Here is a 26,819-nt window from a genome sequence, read left to right as displayed (position 1 = left end):
CAAAAGATATACTTATACATTATTAAACAGGTATTGCTGCAATACTGCTTTAAAATCTGCTTCTTTAAATGGTTTTATCAGCAACTCGTTAATGCCCATCCTGAAATATTGCTCTGTGTTGTCGCCAATAATACTTGCTGTTAATGCTACAATTGGTATCCTAGCTTTTCTGGTATCATGACTTTTTCTTATTAGGCCAGCCAATTGGTCACCAGTAAGTTTAGGTATATTAATGTCTGTAAGCACAATATCGTAGTAATTGTTTTCAAATAATTTCATTCCTTCCTCTCCATCTTTGGCCACGTCAAATCCAATCTGCATTTTCTTTAGCAGCAGTTTAAGCAACAAAATGTTCATTTCATTGTCCTCAACTACTAAGGCTTTTTTGCCAGCAAAAGTTTGGGCAAGGTTGGCACTTTCTTCTATTTCAGGTGCTTGTCTTTTAACTGGCTCTGTTGAATAGGGCATCGTGATGCTAAATACCGAGCCGATGTTCAGTTCGCTTTTCACACCTATTTTACCGCCTTGTAGCTCTACCAGCATCTTACAAATAGCCAAGCCAAGACCAGTGCCACGGATAGCCCTCCTGCCACCACTTTTAGTATTAGAAGCCTGTGCAAATTCTTGGAAAATAAATTCCAGTTGGTCTTCTGGTATACCTACGCCCGAGTCTTGCACATCTATTTTTACCACAATATCCCTTTCTGTCCTGCTTAGGCTTTTCACCATAATTTTCACCTTGCCATGCTCGGTAAATTTGATGGCATTGCTAGTAAGGTTGAACAATATCTGTTTTAGCCTGAAAGCATCGCCCGTTACCAGTAAATCATCATCTAATTGAATATCAGATTGCATTTGTATGCCTTTCTTTTCTGCAGAAACGGAGAAAGCATAAAGTACTTCGTCCACCACCTTTTTAATATTGAATGGTTGCGAGCTAAGGGATAACTTACCGGCATCTAATTTTGAAAAATCTAATATATCATTCACCGTGGTAAGCAAATGATCTGATGAGGTACGGATGGCATTCAGGTAACGTTTTTTGTCAGGGTCAGTCTCTACATTGTCCAACTGTTCCGTAAAGCCAATAATAGATGTAAGCGGGCTCCTTATTTCGTGGCTCATGTTGCTTAGAAAACGGCTTTTGGTCATTACCAGTTTTTCGGCCGCTTCCCTTGCTTCTATTATTTCCTTTTCGTACAACAGGCTTTTGCGCACATTAAAAATCAATACAATTACCACGCATATAATGATAATATAAGAACCCCATGACAAAAATTTCACCGTTTCCTTGGCGCCCCTTGCCATTTCCAATACTTTGTCTTCTTTTTGCTTGCCCGACTCTTGCTCTATGCCCAGTAGTTTTTTTAATGCGTCGCTAACTTGGTACTGGATTACTAAATTTACTTCTGCCAAGGCTTTTTCATTTTCATCCATCTTCGTTTTCAGCAAAAACTCGTTGAACTGGCCTTTATAAAAATCATCTATATCTTGTTGCGACTGGTCATATTTGTTTTCCCTAGTGTAGGTAGTTGTATTAGTGGCCGCAGCAGGGGCTGTTTCTTCTTTATTGGCAAAAATATCGCCCAGTTTTTTAAGGAAAGCCTTTTTCCTACTTCCGTTTGTTTGGGTGGCATCTGTTTGCTGCATCAGGCTGTCGTACCCTTTTAGCAATGAGTTGTTAGACATCCTGTACCAATAAGGGTTGATATAAAAACCATTGTTGCCAAGATGTATTTTGCTTACGCTTATGGAATCTGAAATGCGTTTTAAAAGGTCTATGCCATCAGAAATTTGAATTTTCTGCTCAATGCCAGCAATAATGGTAGCGACCCCGGCAGTATCGCTGCCTGTTTGCAATGAGCGTAAATCACTTACGCAAGCTACAATATGACTCAAATACTTGTTGCTATACAATGTATCTTTTGTGCTGAGGTAAAGCCTGTAAGCATTTTCTGCTTCCAATAGCTCTGTACTCGTACTCCTAAGCACAGCCACGCTGCTATTGTCGTTGCTAAGGCTGTTGATGTAAGTCCTAATTTGTGCTAAGTTCTTGGTATTGAAAATATTCAGTAACAAAACGGCTATGATAACCATTAGGCAAACAACAAGCAGCACAATATTAGAGGCAGACAATTTCGATTTAGGTAGCGCAGCCATAAAAAAAAGTAAGAGATTAAATAATCTGTGTAAACGTTTAGAAAAAACAATACAGTTTAAAAATGCTAGTAAATATAGAAAAAAACATTTAGAACACTACATATTCCCCTTTTTTATTAATTGATATAATGGGAAGCTTTTTGTGAAGCTCAAAATAGTCGAATACTTCTTTTATGTTGATGGCAAATTTCTGGTACATTTTGTCTTCATTGCTCACTTTCAAAAAATAATCCACACTTTTGGGTACATTATACCTCACTGGGAAAATATGCACGGGTATAAAATCCATCCCATAGCTTTTTGCATAAGCAGCCATTATATACACTTCTTCAATTTGTTCATTCTGAATAGGGATACAACCAACGGTAATGCAACTGCCATGGATATAAATGTCGCCGCCTGGCTTTACAGAATCGCTAAGCATGGCATCTGATGCGTTTGGATAGTTCAAACCCAATGCCAAATGATAATTACTAGTGGGTTTAAACTCATTTATGTAATAGAACCCTTCGGGTACTTGGTAGTCGCCCTCTACACGCTTAGGCCCCAATGCACCGCTTAATGCACATACTTTATAGGTTTTAAACAACTTGTATGCCTCTTTGCTACTATTGCGTACCCATACTTCCAATTGGCTATCGTATTTAAAGCTGCGGATATATATCTGCTTGGCAGGCCACTGCAGGCCAGCTTTTTCAAATTGTTTTTTTAGTGTGTCTTCCTTGTCGTAAAAGGCAAGGGCAGCACGCATATTGCTCCGTTGCTGCATTACAAAATTTTGGGCTTGCAACCGACAATAAAATGAAAAAAGCAACAAAACAGTAAACAAATATTTCATAAATGGCGAAAATATATATAATAGCGAACAAAAAAAATGATAAAAATCAACAATAGACAAAGAAAGTTTTTTTGCCACTAAGGCACAGAGCAGAATTATGAAGTATAAATTAGGAATTCTACTATTTGCTTTGCAGCCATACCATGCAAAGCTGCCCAAATGCTTCATAACTTAATGAGAGCGGAAATACATTGCCATTTTTAATGAACCTCCCAGCCAAAACACCATTGTTGCCAAAGGTAAAATCATCTATCCTTATCATTTTCCTAAAGTCAACTTCCCCATTTCCCCACCATTTGTATATTGCTTCCTTGCCGCACCAAAGCACGGTAAGTGCCTCTAGCACTTGCGGTTCGCTGGTATATGCTTGCAAACCATTTATTTCCTCCTCGTGCAAAAACTTATGCGCCACTTTGGCCACAGTGGGGCGTTTTATTTCTATGTCAATGCCAATCCTTTCGGAAGAACTAACAATAGCAGCGGCATAATCGCCACAATGAGAAATGGAAAAGTGATATTGCTCGTCTTGCAAAAATGGTTTTCGGGTATCTGCAATTTGTATGGCATGTATCGGAAAATCGGGGAACAAGTATTGCAGCAAATACCTGCCAGCCAAATGCTGCAAGCGTTTGTGTGGGTGGGTAATGGCATTTTGCAATGGCACATAGCCCAAGAAAAAGGCTTCTGGCTCTTCTATTTTCCAGATAGCCAGCCGGGTAGTGGCACTAATATCTTGCTGATAAAACAAAGGCATTATGCAAATCTCTGTTTTTTAGTTGACTTTTAACTTCCCGAAAGTTTTGAACTTTCGGGAAGTTTGAAAAGGAAAATAACTACAAAAAAAATCAGCACCCCGGAATTCCGGGGTGCTGATTTTTATAAAATACAAAACTAAATACTTTGCTTCTTACCTTATTTGGCATTTATCCATTTAAGTTGCCTATTGGTAGTGCCTGTAGCAATGGAAACAAAATAAGCCCCTTGTGCCAGCGAACTGGCTGGAAGGGCAATCTTGCCATCTTTGCTTACATCGCAACGGTAAACAACCTTGCCCAAAATATTGGTAACCATTACTTTGATGGCAGTTTTCACGCCACTTAGTTGCAAGAAGGCGGTACCATAAGATGGGTTAGGGTACAACTTAGCCTGTAAGCCACCAAAGTCTGCAATATTAGCGGCATACAACAAGGATGAGGTATTGGCATAATAAACAAACGGATCGGAGAATGGCGATTTGCAACCACCACTGCTAACCTGTAATGTATATATGTCCAAATCGGAAGGGGCATAGTTGATGCCCGTTGCCCCTGGTATAGCCACGCTGCTTGCATACCACTGGTTGCCAATAGCTGACGAGGAAATCAAAGTGTCGTTTACCAGCGATATAGTCGGCTTGTTTACCTGCACCATTGTGGCCACAACAGAGTCGGCTGAGACTGCCGAGCAGCCCGCCGCATTGGTAACTTTTAAGCGGAAAGTACCAGACACTTTGGTTACATATTTGGCGGCAGTGGCATTTTTAATAGCACTATTGTTCCTCAGCCATTGCAAGCTGCCCGTAGCTGTATTGTTTAGCAACAAGCTATCATTTAAACAGAATGTGGTATTACCTGTTTTTGTAATGGCTGGTATAGTAGGTAGTGCGGCACTGTTTACCGTAACAACGGCCGTATCCTTGCAACCACCACTGTTCGTTACATACAAAGTATCCTTACCAGCACCTACTGCTGCCGGGTTGACAACCGACCATGTAACTGTTGTGTATCCTGCTGTGTTGTATAAGGTACTGACACTTCTTGTAGAACCTGCACAAACAGACACCGTGGTATCATTGCCCAAATTGGGTTTTGTATTTATGGTGATGGTGGCTACCTTATAAATGCTATCGCAACCGCCAACGCTTTTGGTCGTGTCTCTCCTTACGGTGCTGGATGTATAAGTAATGCCATTGTACACCAAGCTGCTGCAACTAGATAGTGGCGTGCTGATGGTGGTTGGCGTTATTGGCGTGATGGTAATGGTTGCCACATTGTAAACGCTGTCGCAACCGCCTACGCTTTTCACCGTATCCCGCACCACTGTGCTGGTGGTATAGGTTTTTGTTTTGTACACCACGCTGCTGCAACTTGCATAAGCCACTGGTTTCGTAACCATTGTGATTGGTGTGATGGTGATGGTAGCAACGTTATAAATACTGTCGCAGCCGCCTACGCTTTTCACCGTATCCCGCACCACCGTGCTGGAGGTATAGGTTTTTGTTTTGTACACCACGCTGCTGCAACTTGCATAAGCCACTGGTTTCGTAACCATTGTGATTGGTGTGATGGTGATGGTGATGGTAGCAACGTTATAAATACTGTCGCAGCCGCCCACGCTTTTCACCGTATCTCGCACTACAGTGCTTGTAGTATATGTTTTTGTTTTGTACACTACGCTGCTGCAACTTGTGTAAGTAACTGGTTTGCTTACCGCTACTATTGGAGTAATGGTGATAGTGGCAACATTATAAATACTGTCGCAGCCGCCTACGCTTTTCACCGTATCCCTTACTACTGTGCTGGTAGTATAAGTTTTTGTTTTATAAACCACGCTGCTACAACTTGCATAAGCCACTGGTTTGCTCACTGTTATTATTGGCGTGATGGTTATCGTTGCCACATTGTAAATACTATCGCAGCTGCCAACGCTTTTCACTGTATCCCGCACCACTGTGCTGGTGGTGTAGGTTTTTGTTTTATATACCACGCTGCTGCAACTTGCATAAGCCACTGGTTTCGTAACCATTGTGATTGGTGTGATGGTGATGGTAGCAACGTTATAAATACTGTCGCAGCCGCCTACGCTTTTCACCGTATCTCTTACTACTGTGCTGGTGGTATAAGTTTTTGTTTTGTATACCACGCTGCTGCAACTTGCATAAGTTAGTGGTTTGCTCACCGCTATTATTGGCGAAATGGTTATCGTGGCAACATTATAAATACTGTCGCAACCGCCTACGCTTTTCGCCGTATCCCTTACTACTGTGCTGGTGGTATAGGTTTTTGTTTTATACACCACGCTGCTGCAACTTACAAAACTAACGGGTTTGGTAACTGGTGCAGTACAAAAACTAAACCCTGTTTTAGTTGCAGTACCGCCACTAGTAGTTACACTTACACTGCCACTTGCACCTGCACCTACAACTGCTGTAATAGTAGTTGCATTTACAACCGAATAAGAACTCGCTGCTGTGCCACCAAAACTTACGGCACTTGCACCTGTAAAATTAATACCTGTTATGGTTACTGTTGCGCCTGTACCTGCTGTTATTGGTGTAAAGGAGGTGATAACAGGGTTAGTGGTATTAGCATATTTGGCTACATAATATTTGCCATTCCCGTTTGTAAAACCGCCTGCAACATGTATGTTGCCTTTGCCATCAATGAGCATAATCCTAATGTCACTATTAAAAGTAGAAGCATTGGCGCCGCCAAGTTCGCTCCAGTTGCTGCCGTTCCATTTGGCTACGTATCTATAGCTGTTTGTATTGGTAAAATAGCCCATGGCATAAATATTCCCGCTATTATCAAGGGTGATATTATAAATATAATTATTAAAAGTGGAGGCGTCCGTTCCGCCGAGTTCGCTCCATGCACTACCGTTCCATTTAGCTACATAGTTTTTGCCATTCAAGTTGGTATATAGGCCACCAGCATATATATTGCCACTGCCATCGTTGGTCATATTCCAAATGCCGTTATTAAAAGTAGAGGCATTGGTACCGCCTAATTCACCCCAGCTGCTACCGTCCCATTTAGCAACATATTCCTTGCCATTGCCATTAGTAAAATAGCCACCAGCATATACATTGCCAGCATTGGTAATAATGGTAACAATATCATTATTAAAAGTAGAGGCATTGGTGCCGCCAACTTCGCTCCAGGCACTACCGTTCCATTTAGCCATATAACGCTTGCCATTACCGTTTGTAAATCGGCCGCCAACATATACATTGCCGCTGCCATCGATGGCAACATTCCTAATAAAACTATTAAAAGTGGAAGTGTTCGTGCCACCCAGTTCACTCCAGCTGCTACCGTTCCATTTGGCTACATAAGGCCTGCCATTTGCATTGGTAAAACTGCCCACTGCATATAGATTGCCGCTGCCATCAAATGCGATTTTGAAAATGCCACCATTAAAAGTAGAGGCATTGGCTCCCCCAAGCTCGCTCCAACTGCTGCCATCCCATTTGGCTACATAGTTATTTGAGTTGGTAGAACTTACTGTATTTACTGTATATATATTGCCGCTTGCATCTGTGTTGAGATTGAAAATAGAAGCAGTGAAGGGAGAACTATTCGTGCCGCCTAGTTCAGTCCAAATTGTGATGCTATTGTTGTAAACAAACCCTGCCACACTTGCCGTGCCGCCAGTAGTGGTTACGCTTGCACTACCACTTGTACCTGTACCAACTACTGCTGTAATGGTGCTATCGTTTACCACGGTGTAACTGCTTGCTGCGGCACTACCAAAACTCACCGCTGATGCCCCTGTGAAAGCTGTACCTTTTATAGTTATGGTAGAGCCTGTATTGCCTGTTGTTGGAGCAAAAGAAGTAATGGTAGGTACACCAATAGTCGCTATACTCACCGTAGTAGTGCCACTACCACTTGCATTACTGGCTGTAATGGTATAAGTTGTAGCAGCAGTTGCCAGTGTTGGCGTGCCACTTATGGTGCCAGTAGCACCATCAAACACCAAGCCTGCGGGAAGTAGTGGGCTTATTGAATAGCCAAGACCCACTTTCCGTATCTTATGATTATAAGTATCCCCTATGTATAAATTGCCTGTTGCATCTAAGGCTATGCCATTAGAACCCCAGAAACTTGCCACGCTCCCTGCACCATCTGTAGCACCTTGTGCACCATTGCCTGCCAAAGTAGTTACTACACCTGCTGCTGTAACCTTGCGTATTTTTTGATTTAACTGATCAGTAACGTACACATTCCCAGCATTATCTACCACTACTCCAGCAGGATTATAAAATGTTGCCGCATTACCTGTGCCATCAGCAGCACCTTGCGTGCCACTGCCCGCCAAAGTAGTTACTACGCCTGCTGGGCTTACCTTCCTTATTTTATTATTGTAAAAATCTGCAACATACACATAGCCAGCAGCATCCAACGCTAAGTTATAAGGATGGCTAAAACTTGCAACACTACCATTTCCATCCACACCACCCTGCGTACCGTTGCCTGCCAAGGTACTTACTATGCCTGCCGGTGTTATCTTGCGTATCTTATTATTGCCCCAATCTGCTACATATACATTGCCTGCCGCATCTACTGCAACCCCATCTGGATTATAAAAACTGGCAGTACTACCACTACCGTCGGCAGCACCCTGTGCACCGCTACCCGCCAGTGTACTTACTACGCCAGCTGGGCTTATCTTGCGTATTTTATTGCTCCCACCATCTGCCACATAAACATACCCAACAGCATCTACTGCTACCCCATTAGGGTTAAAGAAGCTCGCTAAAATACCATTTCCATCAACTGCACCTTGCGCACCGCTGCCTGCAAAAGTACTTACCACGCCAGCTGGGCTAACTTTGCGTATCTTATTATTGTTGTTATCACCCACATATATATTGCCAGCAGCATCTGTAGCTACGCCAACAGGATATTTAAAACTCGCTCCAATGCCTGTGGCATCTGTAGCACCTTGTGTACCACTACCTGCTAAAGTTGAAACCAATGGCAATACTGCTGCGCCAGTATTGGTAGGAGTAAGTGCCGTAATACTTGTACCTACTATATAGTTTTTTGCACCACCTAGGTAGCTAATACTAGGAAGATTACTAAAATTAAAACCAGTTTTGGTTGCCGTTCCACCACCAGTAGTTACACTTACGCTACCACTTGCACCACTACCTACTACAGCCGTAATAGTTGTAGCATTAGCAACTGTAAAAGATGTAGCTGCCGTACCCCCAAAACTTACCGCCGTTGCTCCAGTAAAATTAGTACCTGTTAGGGTTACTGTTGTTCCTGTGCTGGCTATTGTTGGGGTGAAGGAAGTAATAGTTGGTGCTGCTATATAAGTAAACCCAGTTTTGGTTGCTGTGCCGCCACCAGTAGTAACACTTACACTGCCACTTGCCCCACTTCCTACTAATGCTGTAATAGTTGTGGCATTAACAACTGTAAAAGAAGTGGCTCCAGTGCCGCCAAAACTAACGGTCGTTGCACCTGTAAAGTTTGCGCCTGTTATCGTTACGGTTGTGCCAGTGCCGGCTGTCGTTGGAGTGAAGGAGACAATTGTAGGACTAGTGGGGGCAGCGTATTTGGCTATATAATACTTGCCATTTGTATTTTTAAAATCGCCCCCAGCGTATACATTCCCGTTGGCATCGGTGGCAATGTTTTTGATATAACTATTAAATTTAGAAGTGTTTGTGCCGCCTAATTCACTCCAGGCACTTCCGTCCCATTTGGCTACATAATACTTATTACTGCCATTCTGCAAATCTCCCCCAATATATATATTACCACTACCATCTGTGGCAATACTCCAAATAACGCCGCTATTAAAAGTAGAATTATTTGTGCCACCTACTTCACTCCAACTGCTTCCATTCCATTTGGCCATATAGTTCTTGAGGTTCCCGTTGGTAAACGCGCCACCAGCATATACATTACCGCTTGCATCGGTGGCAATGCTCCAAATAACATTATTAAAAGTAGAGGCATTCGTGCCGCCAAGTTCACTCCATGCATTACCGTTCCATTTGGCTACATAATATTTGCTACTGCCGTTCCGAAAACTGCCTCCGGCATAAACATTGCTGTTGCCATCAGTGGCGATACTGTAAGTAATATTATTAAAAGTAGAAGTATTTGTACCGCCCAGTTCACTCCAACTGCTACCGTTCCATTTGGCTATATAAGATTTACTACTTCCGTTGCGAAAATCTCCGCCAGCATATATATTACTATTGCCATCAGCAGCAAGACTGTAAATAGTACTATTAAAAGTAGAAGCATTTGCACCACCCAGCTCACTCCAAGCACTTCCATTCCATTTGGCTACATAGTATTTGCCATTTGCATTAGTAAATAACCCCCCAGCATATACATTCCCGTTTCCATCGGTGACAATACTGTATATAGGGTTATTAAAAGTAGAAGCATTCGTGCCGCCTAATTCACTCCAAGCACTACCATTCCATTTGGCTACATAGTATTTGCCATTTGCGTTGGTAAATAAGCCCGCCGCATACACATTGCCGTTGGCATCGGTAGTAATACGCCCCCAAATGTTATTATTAAAAGTAGAAGTATTCGTGCCGCCCAGTTCGGTCCATTGTGCTTGGGTTTTTGTTGAACCAAACATTAACAAAAAATAGAAAATAGCAACCAACGCTGCCGATTTTAGCGAGCGGGGCAATAATAAATTGGTCATAAAATGAGTTTTGTGGTTTGATTAAAAAAGTATTTGAAAAAATTAAAACCTGTTTTATTTCTTTGTTTCAGTGCTTAATATTTTTCGCTACAAAACAATACAAAAAAAAGTTAAAAAAAATACCCGGTTATGGGTATTTTTTGAATAAATTTAAAGTGTTTTGAAAATGCAGTTTTAGTTAAAGGCCTAACCTAATTAATGGCAAGGCAATGCGTCAGAATTATCCTATTCCCAAGTGCCAATATTTTTTAGCAATGCTTGCACCTTAATCAAGTTGTAATAATTTTTTTGTAATAATTGTATTTATTCGTAAATTTTTATTGCAAGGTTGTAATAAAAATATTGCAATATTTTATTTTATTGCAAAAAAATTATTACAAGTGATGCAAGCAAAATATTTTGACGAATGATTCATTAAATACATAAAAAAGAGGATTAGCATTAGATTGCCAGCCTCTTTTTTGTATTTTCTGCAAAAGAATGGTAAGACTTTTTGCTTTACTCTATAAAGAAAAAAGCCCCGCTACAAGCGGGGTTTTCTTGTAATTTAGATTGCGACTGCCTTTTATTTTTTAAATGTACCTGTAATGGTTTTAGCAACGTTGCTGCTGTCAGCATACAATTTAGCACTATAGCTGCCTGCAAAAGAAGCCGAAGCAGAGTCGATGGCAGTTAGCGTGATGGTATTGTTGTCGCTGTAGTGGCTGCTGTATTTTTTGCCATTGATACGGCTATAAATATAAAAACTGCTAAGCGTAGTGTCGGCACTAGAATAAGTGCCTGTTTTCAAGGCTTTCAACGATGCCAATCCTAAGCTAAGCGAGGTAGTGCCTTGCACACCACTGACGCCATAAAAAACTAGGTTTTTGCTAGATAACGTGCCAGTTGTAACAGTCGAGAAATCAACTGTGCTGCCATCAAAAGTTGCTTGGTTTACGCTTGGGCCTGATGTGCCCGGTGTAGAGTCTTTGGAGCAGGCGAAAAAACCTGTTGTAGCCAATGCCATGGCCATAAAAACGGTGTTTCGTCTTGTTCTCATTCGTTGTTTTTTAGTTTTAAATGTTAATTATATTTACCATGCAAATAACATACAAAAAAAGTTGAAAAAAATACCCGGTTACGGGTATTTTTATAATAAATCTAAAATATTTTTCAAATTAAATATATAATTTAGCCACCAAACTGATTTATGATGACTGAAACCGGAATTGAAAGCATAATAGCCAGAAGTATTGCCGAGATTGATGTAGTTGCCGATAAGCTACCGGGCGTTTCCATCATCCACGACCTGAGGGACTGGTCGGTAGCGTGGATGTGCAAGCGGGGGTTGGTACATTTAGGGGTAACCCTAGAAGAAATCACCAGCATAACGTCTGCCGAATATTTTGGGCGTTATTTTAATAGCGAAGACACCGATGAAGCAACCCCTAAAATATTAGGGCTGCTTGAACGAAATGATGATGACGATTTTTGCACTTATTTCCAACAAGTGCGTTTTCGTATTCACGAAGATTTTAACTGGTATATGTCTAGTACTAAAATACTGGCACACGATGGTACAGGTAAGCCCTTGTTAACCATCACGCTGGCTTTGCCTATAGATGCCATGCACCACATGACGGCCAAAGCTGCTAGACTATTAACCGAAAATAATTTTTTGCGGAAGAATTTCCACCTGTTTTCCAGCCTTAGCAAGCGGGAATGCGACATACTAAAGCTGATGGCATTGGGAAAAAGCTCGGCGGAAACAGCCGCAGAACTCTTCCTTGCCCTTGGCACCGTGGAAACGCACCGAAAAAATATTAGGAGGAAATTGGATACCAGCGATTATTACGAACTGAGCCAGTTTGCAAGGGCTTTTGATTTGATTTAGATGCCAACTTTCCGAAAGTTCAAAACTTAGAACTATTTATAAAACTACCCAAAATGGATATTGAACAAAAAATAAAAGACAGGATTGAACAAATAAATGAGGTGGCAAACTTGCTGCCGGGCGTTATTATCATACACCGCATGCCAGGCTTTAGCTTGGAGTATATGTCGCCCAGCGGGCTGGCCCAGCTAGGCATTACCTTAGAAACGTTCCGTAACTATACCTTGTGGGAATACACAGAAAAATATTTCAACCTGGAAGATGCAAAGGAATATGAACCAAAACTACATAAAATGATAGATAGTAATACGGATGAAAACATTACCTTTTTCCAACAGGTAAAAATAAACGGCAGCCAAGATTGGACTTGGCACATCGGCACTATGAAAATATTGATGCGCGATGATGACGGGCTTCCCCTACTAACCATCAATATGGTATTTAAGGTGGATCCCATGCAGCAAATTACAACAAAAGTGGAACGCATTTTACAAGAAAACAATTTCCGCCGTAAAAATATACACCTGTTTTCTCAACTAAGCAAACGGGAACGCTTGGTATTGACACTAATGGCGTTGGGCAAAAGCTCAGCAGAAACAGCCGCAGAACTCTTCCTAGCCCTTGGCACAGTGGAAACGCACCGAAAAAATATCCGGCGAAAATTAAATGCTACTGATTACTATGAACTGTGCCAGTTTGCACAGGCTTTCGATTTGATATAAGTGCTAACTTCCTTAAAGTTCAAAACTTTCGGGAAGTTGAACTTACTACTTATTCAACCACATAAAAAGCAATTTTGGCTTTGTTTTTGCTCGATTTACCACTAAGCACAATTCCTTGCAAATGCAGGAAACAACACTTACCTCTAATAAGCGTTAGTTTTGACCACCTAGAAGCGAGTTTTATCAGCAAGTAAAAGCAATCATTAAAAAAACACATACATACTTTTAAATTATCACTAACATGAAAAATGTCCTTTTTAAAATACCAAGTTCATTTTTCATGTTTGCAAAAAACGTTAGCACATTACATAACCTATTGTTATCTGCCTTTGTTTTGTTTTATGCGGGTTTTGCAAGCCCTGCACATGCGCAATGGAATCATATTGGCCCGGTAGATAAGAGCCTTGCATCCAATGGTGGGTTTGTGGAGAGCTTAACGAGCGACTACCAAGGAAATGTGTATGGTTTTGGATATTTTAATCAAGATAACCCATCTTTTGGCATTGGGAAATGGGATAGCAATCATTGGAGCAGGGTAGGGGACAGCTCCAGTAAGCGGCTTGGTTTTAGTACTGGGTCGATTAGTTGTTTTGATACTGCTGGTAACCTGTTTATAGCCACAAGCAGTGGAAATATAGGCGTAGCAAAATGGGATGGCACTACTTGGAGCGAACTTGGTGACCATCGTATAAATGACACAACACTTGGCATCAGAAATATATGTGCCGACACGAAAGGTAATGTGTATGTAATGGGTAGTTTTTTAAATAAAAGCACAGGCAACCCTTATTACTTAGCAAAATGGGATGGGAGCAGCTGGAGCGAATTTGGTGGTACAAACTTATTTGGTGCTAGTAGCTTGAATTATCTGTGGAGCGATACAAAGGGCAACGTATATATTTATTTAGGGAGCAATGGGGTAAACTATGTAATGAAATGGGATGGCAGCAGTTGGGGCGTAATAAGCAGCGGCTTTTTTAAGAATGCCACTGTTAGCGCATACTGTACCGACTTAAAAGGTATAGTATATGCCTCTGGGCACTTTAGCGACAGTAGTGGGCAGTATTATGTATCTAAATGGGATGGCAAAAGATGGTATGGGTTAAGTGGCCTTAATACAACCAATGGCGGGAGCCCCTTTATATGCACAGATGTAAAGAGTAATGTTTATGCAGCAGGTGTTTTGGATTATGCAAATGGGGTAGCCAAGTGGAACGGTGTCACATGGGATAAAATAGGGAACTTGGATTCCATTTCTCTCGGAGGAGAGATTGTTTCTAATATAGCTGCCGATTCATTTGGCAGGGTCTATATTAATTTAACTAATAAATATAATTCCTCTTCCATTGTAGTGAAATGGGATCGTAACAACTGGGCCGAAGCCGATGGCGTAGGCAGCAGTACAGCCAATGCCCCTATTTATAAAATAAGCAGCGATACAAAGGGCAATGTTTATACAGCAGGCACTTTTACCAATAGCAAAAGACAAAACTATATATCAAAATGGGACGGTGACACCTGGGGAGAGTTGAAAAGCTTTAATGGCTATTCACTAGCGGGTACTTTTATCAATTCCCTTTGTAATGACTCAATAGGCAATTTGTATGCCTCTGGTTACAAAAATGCCCAGTCTAATACTTATAATTTTTTAATAAAATGGGACGGCACTAATTGGGCAGAGGTAGCGGGGACCAACTGCACTGTGCCAAACGGGGCAATCACATGCATGTACACGGATGCAAAAGGGAACATGTATGCTGCTGGGGGTTTTAAAGACAGCCTTCACTTCAAGGATACCCTTATTAGGCAAGGGGTGGCAAAATGGGACGGGGCGCAGTGGGCAATACTGGGTACCAGAACCATACTAGGAGGTTACATCGGCCTTGACAAGGATAACGGTTCAATTTTAACTATATGCAGCGATGCCAATGGGAATGTGTATGCAGCTGGTGCATTTTACAATAGTAATCAAAATTATTATGTAGCAGAATGGGACGGCAGCAAATGGAGCGAGCTTGGGGGGCTAAATGCCCTTGCCGCTAACAATCCTATCCAAAGCATACAATGCGATTCAAAGGGGAACTTATATGCAATAGGGGGCTTTACCAACAGCAACGGAAATAGTTATATAGCCAAATGGGACGGCAGCAGCTGGAAAAGGATTGGGGATATTCACCACGAAACTGCCATTTATACCTTTTATGGTTATAGCTTATCTATTGATGCCAATGACAATGTATATGCCGCAGGCGATTTCCTAAACAGCGATATGCATTATTATGTAGCAAAATGGGACGGCATCACATTTAGCGAGCTTGGCACCAGTGCCTTGGCTGCCCCCAGGCCCATCAACTGCGTGTATGCCGACAAGGCATCTGGAAGGGTTTTTATCGCTACCCAATTGCCAGAAAGCACTGGCGGTCGCACATGGTGGGCTTACTATGGCAGTGGCATACCTACGCCACTAAAACTTGTTGCGTTTGCTGCCACTGTGGGCAACAACGCAGTAAACCTGCAATGGCAAACCGCCAACGAAGTAAATACTCAATCTTTTGCTATAGAATGCAGCAGCGATGGCAAAGCATTTGCACCAATAGGCAGTGTACGAGCAAAGGGAAGCGGGGATAATAGTTATGCTTTTATAGATATCGCACCCCTTCAGGGACTAGGGGCTTACCGCCTGAAAATGCAGGACAAAGACGGCAGCTTTGCTTATAGCAAAATAATAGAGGTAAACTTACCAATTGCCCATTATCCATTATCCATTTACCCCAACCCTGCCAAAGACTATGCCGTGCTGCATTTTAACCAAGCAGTTTCTTCGGTATCAATAGCCGTATATAATGCTTCGGGGCAAAAAGTATTGGCCAAGGAATTGAAGGGCGGCACTTACAATAGCTATGCCCTGCCTATACTTCATTTAACAGCAGGCACTTACACGGTAACAATGCAAACAAAGGGCGCAAGCTATAATAGTAAACTGGTGGTGGAATAGAGGTGATTTTTTGCTAACTTCCCGAAAGTTCAAAACTTTCGGGAAGTTATACTATTTAAACGTGCTACTTATCCAGCAAGGCTACCAAGGATAATATTTCCCTTTGGCTATCCGCCTCCGAAGGCAGGCTGTAGCACTTGCTCAATTCTTCCAGCAATACCTGTATAATCTTTTTGTGGCTAAGGGGCTTGTAATATTGCTGCGCATTGGGCAGAGACATTTTGTGGAGGTAATTTTCAACCTCTGCGTGGCTATATGCCTGCCCAGTAGTGGCATCTACAAAAAAATGGATTTTATTTTGCGGGTGGCCTTTAAAAGTAGCTACTTCATAATCGGAATGGTAAAAAGCAATGATAAAATGCCGGGGTATATTGATAATTTTTGCATTAATGTCTAGCAGCCCACACATCACTTGGTAAATAATGCCATTTGTAAGAGCATTGCCCTTCTTTTTTGCCAAGACTTTGTTCAAGAAAAAATCATCTTTTTGGCTATAAGTAACCTCGTTGCCTTTCAGGTTGTAATAGTTGTAAATAATGCTGCTTAGCACATTTGCATGTTCTAAGGGCGTGAGGAAAGTATTCAGTTCCAGCCACACATTGCGCCTTATTTTTTCAATATCCTGCAATACAGGCGTGCTTTGCAGGTCGGGGTACTGGTATTTTGCTACCAACAAAGCCCCAAACAAAAGGTCGTGGTAGGCACTGTCCCTCCATTCTGCCAGGTCTGCAACTAGGTCGGTATAGTGCAGGCGGTGTATCAGGGTTTCTATGCGCTCTTGCACATCCTCGCTTGGGGTATTTTCCCACAGGTCTTCCAGATTGGGGATGATGGCTTTGCCAAAACCAACAATCCTGTCTGAAACTGTTTCATAAACTTCCTGGTCCGGATCGTCAATCAAGGTAAAAAGCGCATTTATTTCTCTGGTATGGTTCATAGCTTTCAAAATTTAGGATGGATAAAACAAGGTTTCATTTACTGGCACACATCTATCCCCTATAATGAACGTTCAAACCAACTGAAAAAGTATTTAAAGGGAAAGTTTATTTATCCCACTGTGTGGAAATGTATAGCTGGGGTATAAGCTTTTTTGCACAATGGGGCATTTAATTAGGAATTGGGAATTAGGTGCAAGTTTGGTTAATCAGAGACGAAGTCACGAAGAAACAAAGAGGCATAAAGTTTTAAGGAGAAAAAAGAAAAATGATGTTATCAATCGTAACATGAGTAAATCATATATCTGAGTGTTTATACTCAAATGATATGTTTCCCAAAATTGCTTCTGAATTGGCTTGGGGTTGTGCCTTTTATTTTCAAAAATTGCTTGTTGAAATTTACGGCTGTGTTAAAACCGCTGTCATAGCAAATATCTATAATGGGCTTGTCTGTTTCCTGCAATTGGGTACAGGCATAGCCAATCCTAACTTCGTTTAAAAAAGAGATATACTGTTTTTTGGTGCTTTTTTTAAAATAGGCACAAAAAGCAGTGACGCTCATATTGGCAACTTTTGCAATTGCTGCTAAGGTAATTGGTTGCTGGAAATGCTTGATCGTATATTGAATGGTATCATCCAGTCGTTGTTTGTCCTTGGTGTTCACTAAGTTCATTTGCCCGGTAGAGAGTGTTATTTTATCTTTTTCATCCAATATCAATTGTAGGCAGTCGCACAAAATGCCAATGCGTAAAAAACCTGTTGCTGTTTCCAGTGCCACAATCAATGCCGCAAGCTGTGCCTTTGCTTCGCCTTCTATCCTAATGCCCTTGATTGACAACATGAATAGTTCTTTAAGTTCATTGCTCTCTGGCAATGCCAAAAAGGCCTTTCCCCAAAAATCATCTGTAAACTGCACCACCACGGCACTGCCCACCATTCCATCGTATTGCTTTTGAAAAGTATGCGGCACTTGGCTGCCAATAAAAAAAATATCATTGGTTTTAAACTCGCCTACATAATTGCCTATAAAGCTCATGCCATTGCCTTGGGTAAACAAAATTAGTTCATACTCTATGTGCTGGTGCCATGGCACTTCAAAATGGGGCGAGGTAAAGGTTTTTGCAACAAAAGAGGTATGGGCATTAAGAGGGAGTTTCTGTACCAATGGCTTCATGCAAAAAAATTTTGTACAAATAAATACAACTTATCCATCCATTCTAATAAAATAGTTTTCATAGTCAGCAAAAAGTAAGCTTTTATTTATATTTTCAATAGTATCTATGCAGCTTATTGTGATTGTAAAATAATTTGCCATGCCCCAATGGATGCCATCTCAGCTTGCTCGTTTACATTTTTTATTGTTTGTTATGTGTTATTGCACTATTGCTAATGGACAAGGAGTAACAACAGCAGCCACTGATACAAATGCCATTGTGGCTATTGCCTATCCCCCATTAACGGAAAGGGAAGGGAAAAACTTGGTTCTTCCATCGCCACCATCAGAGCACCCACGCTTGTGCTTTACCCTAAAAAATATTGCTTTGCTAAAAGAAAAAACAACTAGTCCTTTAATAAACGATTGCTGGGAAAAGTTGCTAAAGGCATCTAAATTTGTTACAGATGGTTATTTGCCATTGGGCAATATCCAAAACAACGATATAAAAGTAAGGGATGCCATTGAAGCAAAAGCTTTGTTGTATGCCTTGTACCATAATGAAGAACAGGGCAAAGCGGCTGCCAGTGGGGCGCTTCATTATTTAGCCACGCTACAATTTGACAAGAAAACGCCCGATTTAACCCGAGAAATGGGCAGGGCAATTTTAACGGGTTCATTGGTATACGATTGGTGCTACTCTTTGCTTTCCTCGGCAGAAAAAACAACCCTTATTGGCAGGATGGAAACCCTTGCCACGCAAATGGAAATTGAATGGCCACAAATAAAAGGAAGCTCCATCACCAGCCATACAGTAGAGGCGCAATTAGCTAGGGACATGCTTTCATTTGGCATTGCCACCTACAACGAAAAACCCATTATTTACAACAGAATTGCAGGCAGGATGATGGCAGAATTTGTACCAGCCCGCAACTTTTTTTATCCTGCCAATTACCATCACCAAGGCAGTGCCTACGGGGCTTACCGGTTTTATTGGGACATGTTTACCACATTTATTTTCGACAGGATGGGCTACCCAAATTTCTATGGCAAGCAGCAGCAGGGCATACCCTATTATTTTATCTATAGCCGCAGGCCAGATGGACAATTGATGCGCAATGGGGATGATTACACAGAACAGTTTACACCCTTTGGCAAATGGTGGGGTTTGGGGCAAAGCGCATTGCTATATAGTGGTGCTTATCATAAAAATGCCATTGTATTAAACGAGGCTTTTAAAGAAAGAAAGCTGGGTGAAACCCCAGATTATTTGTTTGATTTCCTGTTTTTTGATGCCAAGGCAATAGATACAAAAGCTACAAAAGCCAGCCTTCCATTAACCAAATATTTTGCTATGCCATTGGGGGCAATGATTACCAGGACGGGCTGGGAGGATGGCATAGCATCAAACGATGTGGTGGCTACCATGAAAGTGCAGGAGTACAATTTTAGCAACCACCAGCATTTAGATGCAGGCAGTTTCCAACTATACTATAAAGGGCCTTTGGCAGTGCAAAGCGGCATTTACCAAGGCAAAAAAGGGGGCTATGCCAGCGAGCATTTCAAAAACTATAGCCAGCGCACCATTGCCCACAATACCATGCTTGTGTACGACAGCAGCGAGCATTTCACATGGCATGGAAAGGCTATTACCAATGATGGTGGGCAACCTTATCCAGGCGATGCGCACGAGCCAGAAAATATGAATGAATTGCTTACACTGGGATATAAAACAGGGGCTGTGTTGGCACATTCGTTTGGCCCAGACTCGCTACAACCAGACTATACATATTTAAAAGGCGAACTGGCAGAAGCTTATCCCAAAAAAATAAAAAGCTTTCAGCGTTCTTTTGTGTTTTTAAACTTGCACAATAAAGACATCCCTGCTGCATTAATAGTGTTTGACAGGGTTGAGGCTACCAATAAAAATTTCAAGAAAACATGGCTATTACATTGCGTAGAAGAACCTTCTATTAAGCAAAATATTTTAAAAACAAAGAGTGGCAATAAAGGCTACAATGGACAATTGGTGAACACTACTTTGCTGCCTTTGCCAAATAACCTTTCTATTGCTAAAATTGGAGGGTTGGGCAACGAGTTTACTGTGAATAGCGAAAATTACCCGCAACAAATTGAAGCTACAAATAACTCATGGGACAGTGCCGTTTGGCGAATAGAAATATCGCCAAAAATACCTGCCGAAACAGATTATTTTTTAAACGTAATGCAGGTAATGGACTACGATAGAAGTAATAAGCAAATGCCCGCCAAAGCAATAGAAACCTCGAAACTTACAGGTACAATATTAGGCGACCGGATGGTTTTGTTTAGCAAAGATGGGCAGGTAGTTAATGAAAATTTAGAATTGACTATAACTGGCAATACCCCATTAAAAGTGTTGGTTGCCGATGTGCAGAATGGCAAATGGAAAGTGCAATGCACTAACAATATAAGCCAACAGCCAATTTTAATTGAAAGTACCAATCACTTGCTTTATTTTAATGTTGGTAACGGGCAGTACCAAATAATCAAATTATAAGAAAGAGAAACATGGATAGTATTCCTAAAGTAATATGCTCGTGTCGTGGCACTTCAAAAGATGGCGTGGTAAAGGTTTTTTTTAATAAAATAGGAATGGGCATTAAGGGGCATTTTTTGTAGTAGAGGCTACATGCAAAATCAGGGTTGAACAAATAAATGCAATTAATATGTCAATTTTAATAAAATAGTTTTCATATTCAGCAAAAAAGTAAGCACCTGTTTCTTTTTTGAATAGTACCTATGCACAATAAACAATTTGCAATTTGCTATTATGAAAAGAAGAGAATTTACCAACCTTGCAGCACTGTTGGGTACTGGCAGTATGTTAACACCCTTACTATCTAAAGCTGCAGAAAATCATTTGACAAGTTTTTTTGAAAACGATAATGGGTTACCCAAAAATTTGCCCTCAAATATTAGGGCTTTAGTAGAAAATGTGCTGAAACAAAAGTTCAGCGATGTAAATACCGATTGGTTTGGTTCCATTCAAATTGAAGGCTTATTGAGGTTTGCAAACAGGGGTTTTAAACAAGGCTACGAGTTTGCAGACAAATGGTTTAAGTATCATATAGAAAATGATGGCAAGCTAACTGACGAGGAATATTTTAAACAATACGATGGCCCAAAGGCAAGGATTTTAAGGGACGGGCCTCTAGCATTTGTCATTTATTCTGCCAACCTTGGCGTCTCATTCCCTGTGCATGAACTGTATAAAATAAATAAAGATGCCACTGCAAAAAGAGTTTGTTTTGATGTGGCAGATGCGGTGTTGCATTACGCCGGGAGGGATAGGTTTGGCATGTTAGCCCACGACGATTATAATTATATGAATTTTGCCATACCCGATACTGCTTATTGGGCCACACGAACCAATGCTATTGCAGCAACCTTATGCACTGATAAAGACGTGGCCGCTATTTACTGGAAACAAGCCATTTTTCAATTAGAGGCGGGCATTAAATATTTTCTTGACAAAGAAAAAAAACTTGTAAGGACGGGCTTGTTCAAGGGCGAAAACGCAACTACTTATTGGTGCCGTTCACAAGGCTGGCTTTTATGGGCCATTGCTGGGCTGCTCCGTTACCTGCCACCAAGCCACCCAAAATTTAAGCCTATTGCAGAAAACATGAAAATTATAGCAGATGGCGTTAAAAAGTACCAGAGCAAAAGTGGAGGCTTGCATGTGTTGGTAGATGACCCATCAACTCCTGAAGAAGTTACCAGCATCTCGATGGTATTGTCTGCTTTGAAAGAAGGTACACGCAAAGGATGGATACCTAATGAGTATGATGAAGTTTTTGCCAAAGCATGGGCTTTTATACTTAAAAGTGTAGATGAAAAAGGGAATGTACATAATGCCTATACAGGCTGGGCTGTGCCTGCCGAGCAAAAACAAGTAAATAAGATAGATGAACGTTTTATGGGTTTTGTGCCTGGTATCATCATTGTGGCAGCCGATGAAATGATAAGATAGTTAACAAACTTTTTCAAAAAATTTACTATGGCTTTTGCAAGCAACGATAGCGCACCATTACCATTGAACACCCCTGTGGCCATCAACAAAAAATATGTGCTGCTTATAAGCACCGTGGCCGCTTTGGGTGGTTTGCTTTTTGGTTTTGATACTGCCATTATATCTGGCACCATCCCCTTTATCAAAAGCTATTTTGGGCTTGACGAATTGATGCTTGGCTGGGCAGTAAGCAGCATTTTAATAGGCTGTGGCTTGGGTGCAATGGTGGCTGGCAAACTGGCGGATAGGTTTGGCAGGAAAAAGGTATTGTTTGGCTGTGCCTTGTTGTTTGCTGGCACTGGCGTTGGCGTGGCAATGGCTACATCATTGTTCACTTTTATCAGTTTCAGGATTGTGGGCGGGCTGGCGGTGGGTGCAGCAGCGATGGTAGTGCCTATGTACATTGCCGAAACCGTGCCTGCCGTTTATCGGGGCCGCATGGTTGCCTTGTACCAATTGGCCATAGTGGCAGGCGTATTGCTAGCTTATGTAATCAATTATTTATTAACCGGCTTAGGCCAAGATGCCTGGCGTTGGATGTTTGCCTCTCAAGCATTGCCAGCAGCCCTGTTTTTCTTTGCCCTTTTCCTTGTGCCTGAAACACCTAGGTGGCTCATTCATAAAGTATTTACAACAAAAGGGTTGGATGTGTTGCTAAAAACAGGGGGACAGGAATATGCAGATGCTACGTATAAATCTATTATCGAAACCTTTAGCCACGACACCAAAGAAAGCTGGGCAGATTTGTTGTTGCCTGCTTTTAGAAAAGTAATGGGCATGGGTATTGTGATTGCTATTTTTCAGCAAATAACAGGCATCAATGCCATTTTATACTATGCCCCTGAAATATTCAAAAACACAGGCGTAAGCACTGCCGATGCTGCTATGCAAACCATCGCAATAGGTGTAGTGATGTTTTTATTTACACTGGTAGCCATTTGGCTGGTAGATAAATTGGGGCGGAAAAAATTGCTGCTTACGGGTAGTGCGGTAATGGCTGTTTCGCTGGTAGTAGTGGCTGCCTGCTTCCAGCAAAATTTCTTTGCTTACTATGTAGTCCTCATATTTTTAATGCTGTATATAGCAGGCTTTTCGGCCAGCTTGGGTGCTGTTACTTGGGTTATCCTTTCTGAAATTTTCCCCAACCGTATACGTGGCTTGGCTATGTCGTTTGCCACTTTGGTTTTATGGCTTGCCGATTTTGCTGCCAGCTTTTCATTCCCCATCCTCAACCAACATTTTGGCACATCAAGTACCCTATTGTTGTTTGCTTTTTTCTGTGTGCTTTACTTTATTTACATACAAACAAAAGTACCCGAAACCAAAGGCAAAACATTGGAACAACTCGAAATCTTATTGGTAAAAAATAATTGATTATGCAATATTCAAACGGCAACACTGCCCTACAAAACATTACCCAGCAAGACATTGATTTTTATACAACAAATGGTTATTTGGTGGTAAAAAATTTATTTAGCGAAGCAGAAATAGCAGAGTTGAAACAAGACACGGCAAAAATATTCAAAGGCTTTTACGGCAATATAGAAGGCTTGCTACCCGTGGCAGATGGCGAAACGGACGATGCTATTTTAAAGAAGTATGTGGCTATCCATTTCCCCCATAAAATATCGCCTATTATTAAAAAATATTTGGCACACAAGGCCGTTTTAGACGTGCTTACCAGCATCATTAGCGCCAATGTAAAATGTATGCAGAGCATGTTATTTGTAAAAGGCTCTGGCAAGGCAGGGCAAAGCTGGCACCAGGATGAGTATTTTATACCTACTAGGGACAAATCTTTAACAGGCGTATGGATAGCCATTGACAATGCCAATGTAGAAAATGGTTGCCTATGGGTGGTGCCGGGCAGCCAAAACCCCGCCTACATAATGCCAAGAACAATCAACGAAAGCAATGAATATGCCGATGAAGACACCATTGATGTAAGTGGCTACCCATCTGAAAACGTTATCCCTTTAGAAGCCCAAAAAGGAGATGTTGTTTTCTTCAACGGATACCTGTTGCACAGTTCCTTGCGAAACAAAACCGAGGATGATTTCCGCACGGCATTGGTAAACCATTACATGAGCGCAGAGAGCATGTTGCCTTGGGACCAAGATGGCAAATTCCCACTGACCGAGGATTTACGGGATATTGTGCTGGTGGCAGGAACAGATCCCTATGCCCACAAGCCAATTGTAGATATGAACCATCCTTATTTAAGGCCAGAAGTTTTACATGCCATAAAAAACGATTAATAAAAACATCATGAACAGAAAAGATTTCATCAAATACAGTTCACTGTCATCCATGGCAGTATTGGCTGCCCAAACAGGGCTAGCAAATTTTAATGTGCCCAAAACCGTTCGCCCATTGGCCATTACCATGTGGGAGTTTAGCTGGCTGGAAAGGCGTTGGCCCGGCGGCAGTTACGAAGATTGGGACAAAGCTTTGGACGAATTGGTACTTCGCGGCTACAATGCTGTGCGCATAGATGCCTATCCACATTTAATAGCTGTAGACGCAACCAAAGAATGGACTTTATTGCCCGTTTGGGACATATACGATTGGGGAGCGCCCGCCACCATAAAAGTGCAAGTGCAGCCATCGCTTACCCAATTTATAGCCAAGTGCAAAAAAAGAAACATTAAAGTTGGCCTATCTACTTGGTACAGGGAAGATGTGGACAATACAAGGCTCACCTTAGATACCCCTTCAAAAATGGCCAACAATTGGTTGGCTGTTTTAGATATTATTAAAAAAGAAAACCTGCTGGATGCCATACTTTATGTAGATCTATGCAATGAATGGCCAGCCAATGTTTGGACCCCTTTTTTCAAAGCAAAGAGGGACGGCCATAATTGGAGCATAGAAGCATCCACTACATGGATGAAAGAAACGATGGAAATAATGCACAAGCACTATCCAGCAATACCTTTCACGTTTTCATTCGACTATTACGAAGAGAAAATTTTACAAAAGAACCCTACGCCCTACTTAGATTTTGTGGAGCAGCATGTTTGGATGGCCAGCTTGAACAATGGAGAATTTAACAATGCAGTAGGTATAAATTGGGATGGCTTCAGTACAGGCGATTTAAAAAGCCTGGCTGAAAAAGCAGAACCATTGTACAAAAGCAAGCCTGAGTATTGGAATAATATTTTAACATCTTCTATTAAACAGCTTGCAGCAGATACCCAAGCTACCAAAAAACCGCTTATAACTACCGAGTGCTGGGGCGTAGTAAACTATAAAGATTACCCGATGCTCAATTGGGAATGGGAGAAAGACCTATGTGAATTGGGTGTAACCACTGCAGCAGCTACCGGGCAATGGGTAGCTATAGGCACCAGCAACTTTTGTGGTCCCCAATTCAAGGGCATGTGGGCTGATGTGGCGTGGCATAAAAAATTGACTGGGATTATTAAAAATGCACCCATTGCTCCAAATTTAAAAGGCAGCAAAATATTAAATAGGTTGTAAGGACAGGTACAATTTACCTTATTATTCATAACAAAGGGGAACATAGCAAGAAAAAGAAAATAAGTGGGGACATGGTACTTCCCTTGCAATTTTAACGTCTCATAGATATAAAAAAAAAGAATGAAACAATTGCTTTACTTGCTTGCAATCTGCCTATTATTAATCAATAGTACTTCATGCAAAAAAAATGACACAACCACCACAACGCCAATAGTTACTACCCCCACATCAACCTTTCCATCTAACCTGATTTTTAATACGGGATTCGAGGCTGGTACTTATATGGTTTCAACAAGTAGCCAAACAGCTGAGTTTAGGGGAACCGATGCTTCTGTCCCTGCCCCTAACAATTGGGTATCTGACTTTGTTAACAATCCCAGCATTGGTTTATTTAGGATTTATTACGAACAAGGGGATTCTTCGCAAAGGCTTTGCAGCATTGTTGCAGACCCAGTAAACCCATCCAATAAGGTAATGAACTACAAAATAAATGTTCCAAATATTGATTTGCCTTTAAAAGATCAATACACCGTAAACGGTATTTTATTTAATAAGAAAGCAAGGATACAAGCAGACTTATATGGCAATATTGGCTTAAAAGAAGTGTACCAGTCAATAAGGCTATTTATACCTACCGACTTTAATAAATTGGTTAATTCTCCTTATCCTGGTAATGGTGACTGGATAACCCTGTTTGAATTTTGGAACAATGCGTCATTTGTAACGCCCAATTACGATTTTCGTTTTGGCATCACGCTTTCTAAGGTATCTTCTGCTGTTGGATCACCTTTTTATTTTAAGACAGAAGGGCAAACATACGACACTGCCACTGGCTATAAAACGGTTTGGACAAAGCAAAACACCGCTTTTCTTGCCCCTATCGGCAAATGGATGACCATTGACTATTATATTAAAGAAGGTAACAAGGGTACTGGGCGTTTTTACTTTGCCGTAACCCCAGATGGTGGCAGCAAAACCGTAGTGTATGATTTGAATGAAGCAACCTGCCACCCCGATGACCCAAACCCCGATGGGCTTACAGAATTCAACCCTATAAAATTATATGGCTCCAACAATATTGTAAACCAGATGAATGCAAGGGGAGGCAAGTTTCAAGTGTATTGGGACGATTTTAAAATATGGAAAAGATAAACCGC

16 protein-coding genes are annotated in these 26,819 nt (G+C 41.4%); 9 read left to right on the top strand and 7 right to left on the bottom strand.

Going from position 1 to position 26,819, the window contains the following annotated elements:
• Positions 1-12: 12 nt before the first annotated feature.
• The 5 genes from ACHFIY_RS09080 to ACHFIY_RS09060 form a co-directional block, all read right to left on the bottom strand.
• The gene (locus ACHFIY_RS09080) at positions 13-2,160 is read right to left on the bottom strand and encodes a hybrid sensor histidine kinase/response regulator (RefSeq protein ID WP_410845765.1); all 2,148 of its coding nucleotides are present in this window, start codon (positions 2,158-2,160) and stop codon (positions 13-15) included.
• Positions 2,161-2,248: 88 nt separating this feature from the next.
• Entirely contained in the window at positions 2,249-2,998 is a 750-nt protein-coding gene (locus ACHFIY_RS09075; protein WP_410845764.1) for a L,D-transpeptidase family protein, read from the bottom strand.
• A gap of 121 nt (positions 2,999-3,119) precedes the next feature.
• Positions 3,120-3,752, bottom strand: coding sequence for a 4'-phosphopantetheinyl transferase family protein (locus tag ACHFIY_RS09070; RefSeq protein ID WP_410845763.1), 633 nt, complete (start codon positions 3,750-3,752; stop codon positions 3,120-3,122).
• A 158-nt stretch (positions 3,753-3,910) separates the two neighbouring features.
• Positions 3,911-10,447: an IPT/TIG domain-containing protein gene (locus ACHFIY_RS09065; protein ID WP_410845762.1), complete on the bottom strand. Its 6,537-nt coding sequence runs from the start codon at positions 10,445-10,447 to the stop codon at positions 3,911-3,913.
• A 565-nt stretch (positions 10,448-11,012) separates the two neighbouring features.
• Positions 11,013-11,486: a hypothetical protein gene (locus ACHFIY_RS09060; RefSeq protein WP_410845761.1), complete on the bottom strand. Its 474-nt coding sequence runs from the start codon at positions 11,484-11,486 to the stop codon at positions 11,013-11,015.
• Positions 11,487-11,636: 150 nt separating this feature from the next.
• Between ACHFIY_RS09060 and ACHFIY_RS09055 the strand changes: the two genes are divergently transcribed.
• From ACHFIY_RS09055 to ACHFIY_RS09045, 3 genes are all read left to right on the top strand, one after another.
• On the top strand, positions 11,637-12,320 hold the full coding sequence (locus ACHFIY_RS09055; protein ID WP_410845760.1) for a helix-turn-helix transcriptional regulator: 684 nt from the start codon (positions 11,637-11,639) through the stop codon (positions 12,318-12,320).
• A 53-nt stretch (positions 12,321-12,373) separates the two neighbouring features.
• Entirely contained in the window at positions 12,374-13,042 is a 669-nt protein-coding gene (locus ACHFIY_RS09050; protein ID WP_410845759.1) for a response regulator transcription factor, read from the top strand.
• A gap of 241 nt (positions 13,043-13,283) precedes the next feature.
• Positions 13,284-16,037, top strand: a complete 2,754-nt coding sequence (locus ACHFIY_RS09045; protein WP_410845758.1) for a T9SS type A sorting domain-containing protein — start codon at positions 13,284-13,286, stop codon at positions 16,035-16,037.
• Between the two features lie 64 nt (positions 16,038-16,101).
• Here ACHFIY_RS09045 and ACHFIY_RS09040 read toward each other — a convergent pair whose 3' ends face one another.
• Positions 16,102-16,974: a transglutaminase family protein gene (locus ACHFIY_RS09040; RefSeq protein ID WP_410845757.1), complete on the bottom strand. Its 873-nt coding sequence runs from the start codon at positions 16,972-16,974 to the stop codon at positions 16,102-16,104.
• Between the two features lie 317 nt (positions 16,975-17,291).
• Positions 17,292-18,146 (bottom strand): AraC family transcriptional regulator, encoded by an 855-nt coding sequence (locus ACHFIY_RS09035; protein ID WP_410845756.1) that lies wholly within the window; start codon positions 18,144-18,146, stop codon positions 17,292-17,294.
• A 193-nt stretch (positions 18,147-18,339) separates the two neighbouring features.
• Between ACHFIY_RS09035 and hepB the strand changes: the two genes are divergently transcribed.
• The 6 genes from hepB to ACHFIY_RS09005 all read left to right on the top strand — a co-directional run bounded on the left by hepB (position 18,340) and on the right by ACHFIY_RS09005 (position 26,814).
• A complete protein-coding gene (gene hepB / locus ACHFIY_RS09030) occupies positions 18,340-20,664 on the top strand; it encodes a heparin/heparin-sulfate lyase HepB (RefSeq protein ID WP_410845755.1) in 2,325 nt (774 codons plus the stop codon).
• Between the two features lie 273 nt (positions 20,665-20,937).
• The gene (locus tag ACHFIY_RS09025; protein WP_410845754.1) at positions 20,938-22,140 is read left to right on the top strand and encodes a glycoside hydrolase family 88 protein; all 1,203 of its coding nucleotides are present in this window, start codon (positions 20,938-20,940) and stop codon (positions 22,138-22,140) included.
• A gap of 27 nt (positions 22,141-22,167) precedes the next feature.
• On the top strand, positions 22,168-23,553 hold the full coding sequence (locus ACHFIY_RS09020) for a sugar porter family MFS transporter (protein WP_410845753.1): 1,386 nt from the start codon (positions 22,168-22,170) through the stop codon (positions 23,551-23,553).
• Positions 23,554-23,555: 2 nt separating this feature from the next.
• Positions 23,556-24,437, top strand: a complete 882-nt coding sequence (locus ACHFIY_RS09015; protein ID WP_410845752.1) for a phytanoyl-CoA dioxygenase family protein — start codon at positions 23,556-23,558, stop codon at positions 24,435-24,437.
• Positions 24,438-24,447: 10 nt separating this feature from the next.
• A complete protein-coding gene (locus ACHFIY_RS09010; RefSeq protein ID WP_410845751.1) occupies positions 24,448-25,662 on the top strand; it encodes a cellulase-like family protein in 1,215 nt (404 codons plus the stop codon).
• A gap of 120 nt (positions 25,663-25,782) precedes the next feature.
• Positions 25,783-26,814 carry a hypothetical protein gene (locus ACHFIY_RS09005; protein ID WP_410845750.1) on the top strand — a complete coding sequence of 344 codons (1,032 nt, stop codon included), beginning with the start codon at positions 25,783-25,785 and terminating at the stop codon, positions 26,812-26,814.
• Positions 26,815-26,819: the final 5 nt, after the last annotated feature.

The sequence above is a fragment of the Parasediminibacterium schistidii genome (assembly GCF_046546515.1).
Taxonomy (GTDB): Bacteria; Bacteroidota; Bacteroidia; order Chitinophagales; family Chitinophagaceae; genus Parasediminibacterium.
The sequence above is the reverse complement of the archived record's forward strand: the minus strand, read 5'-3'. Positions and strand labels throughout refer to the sequence as shown.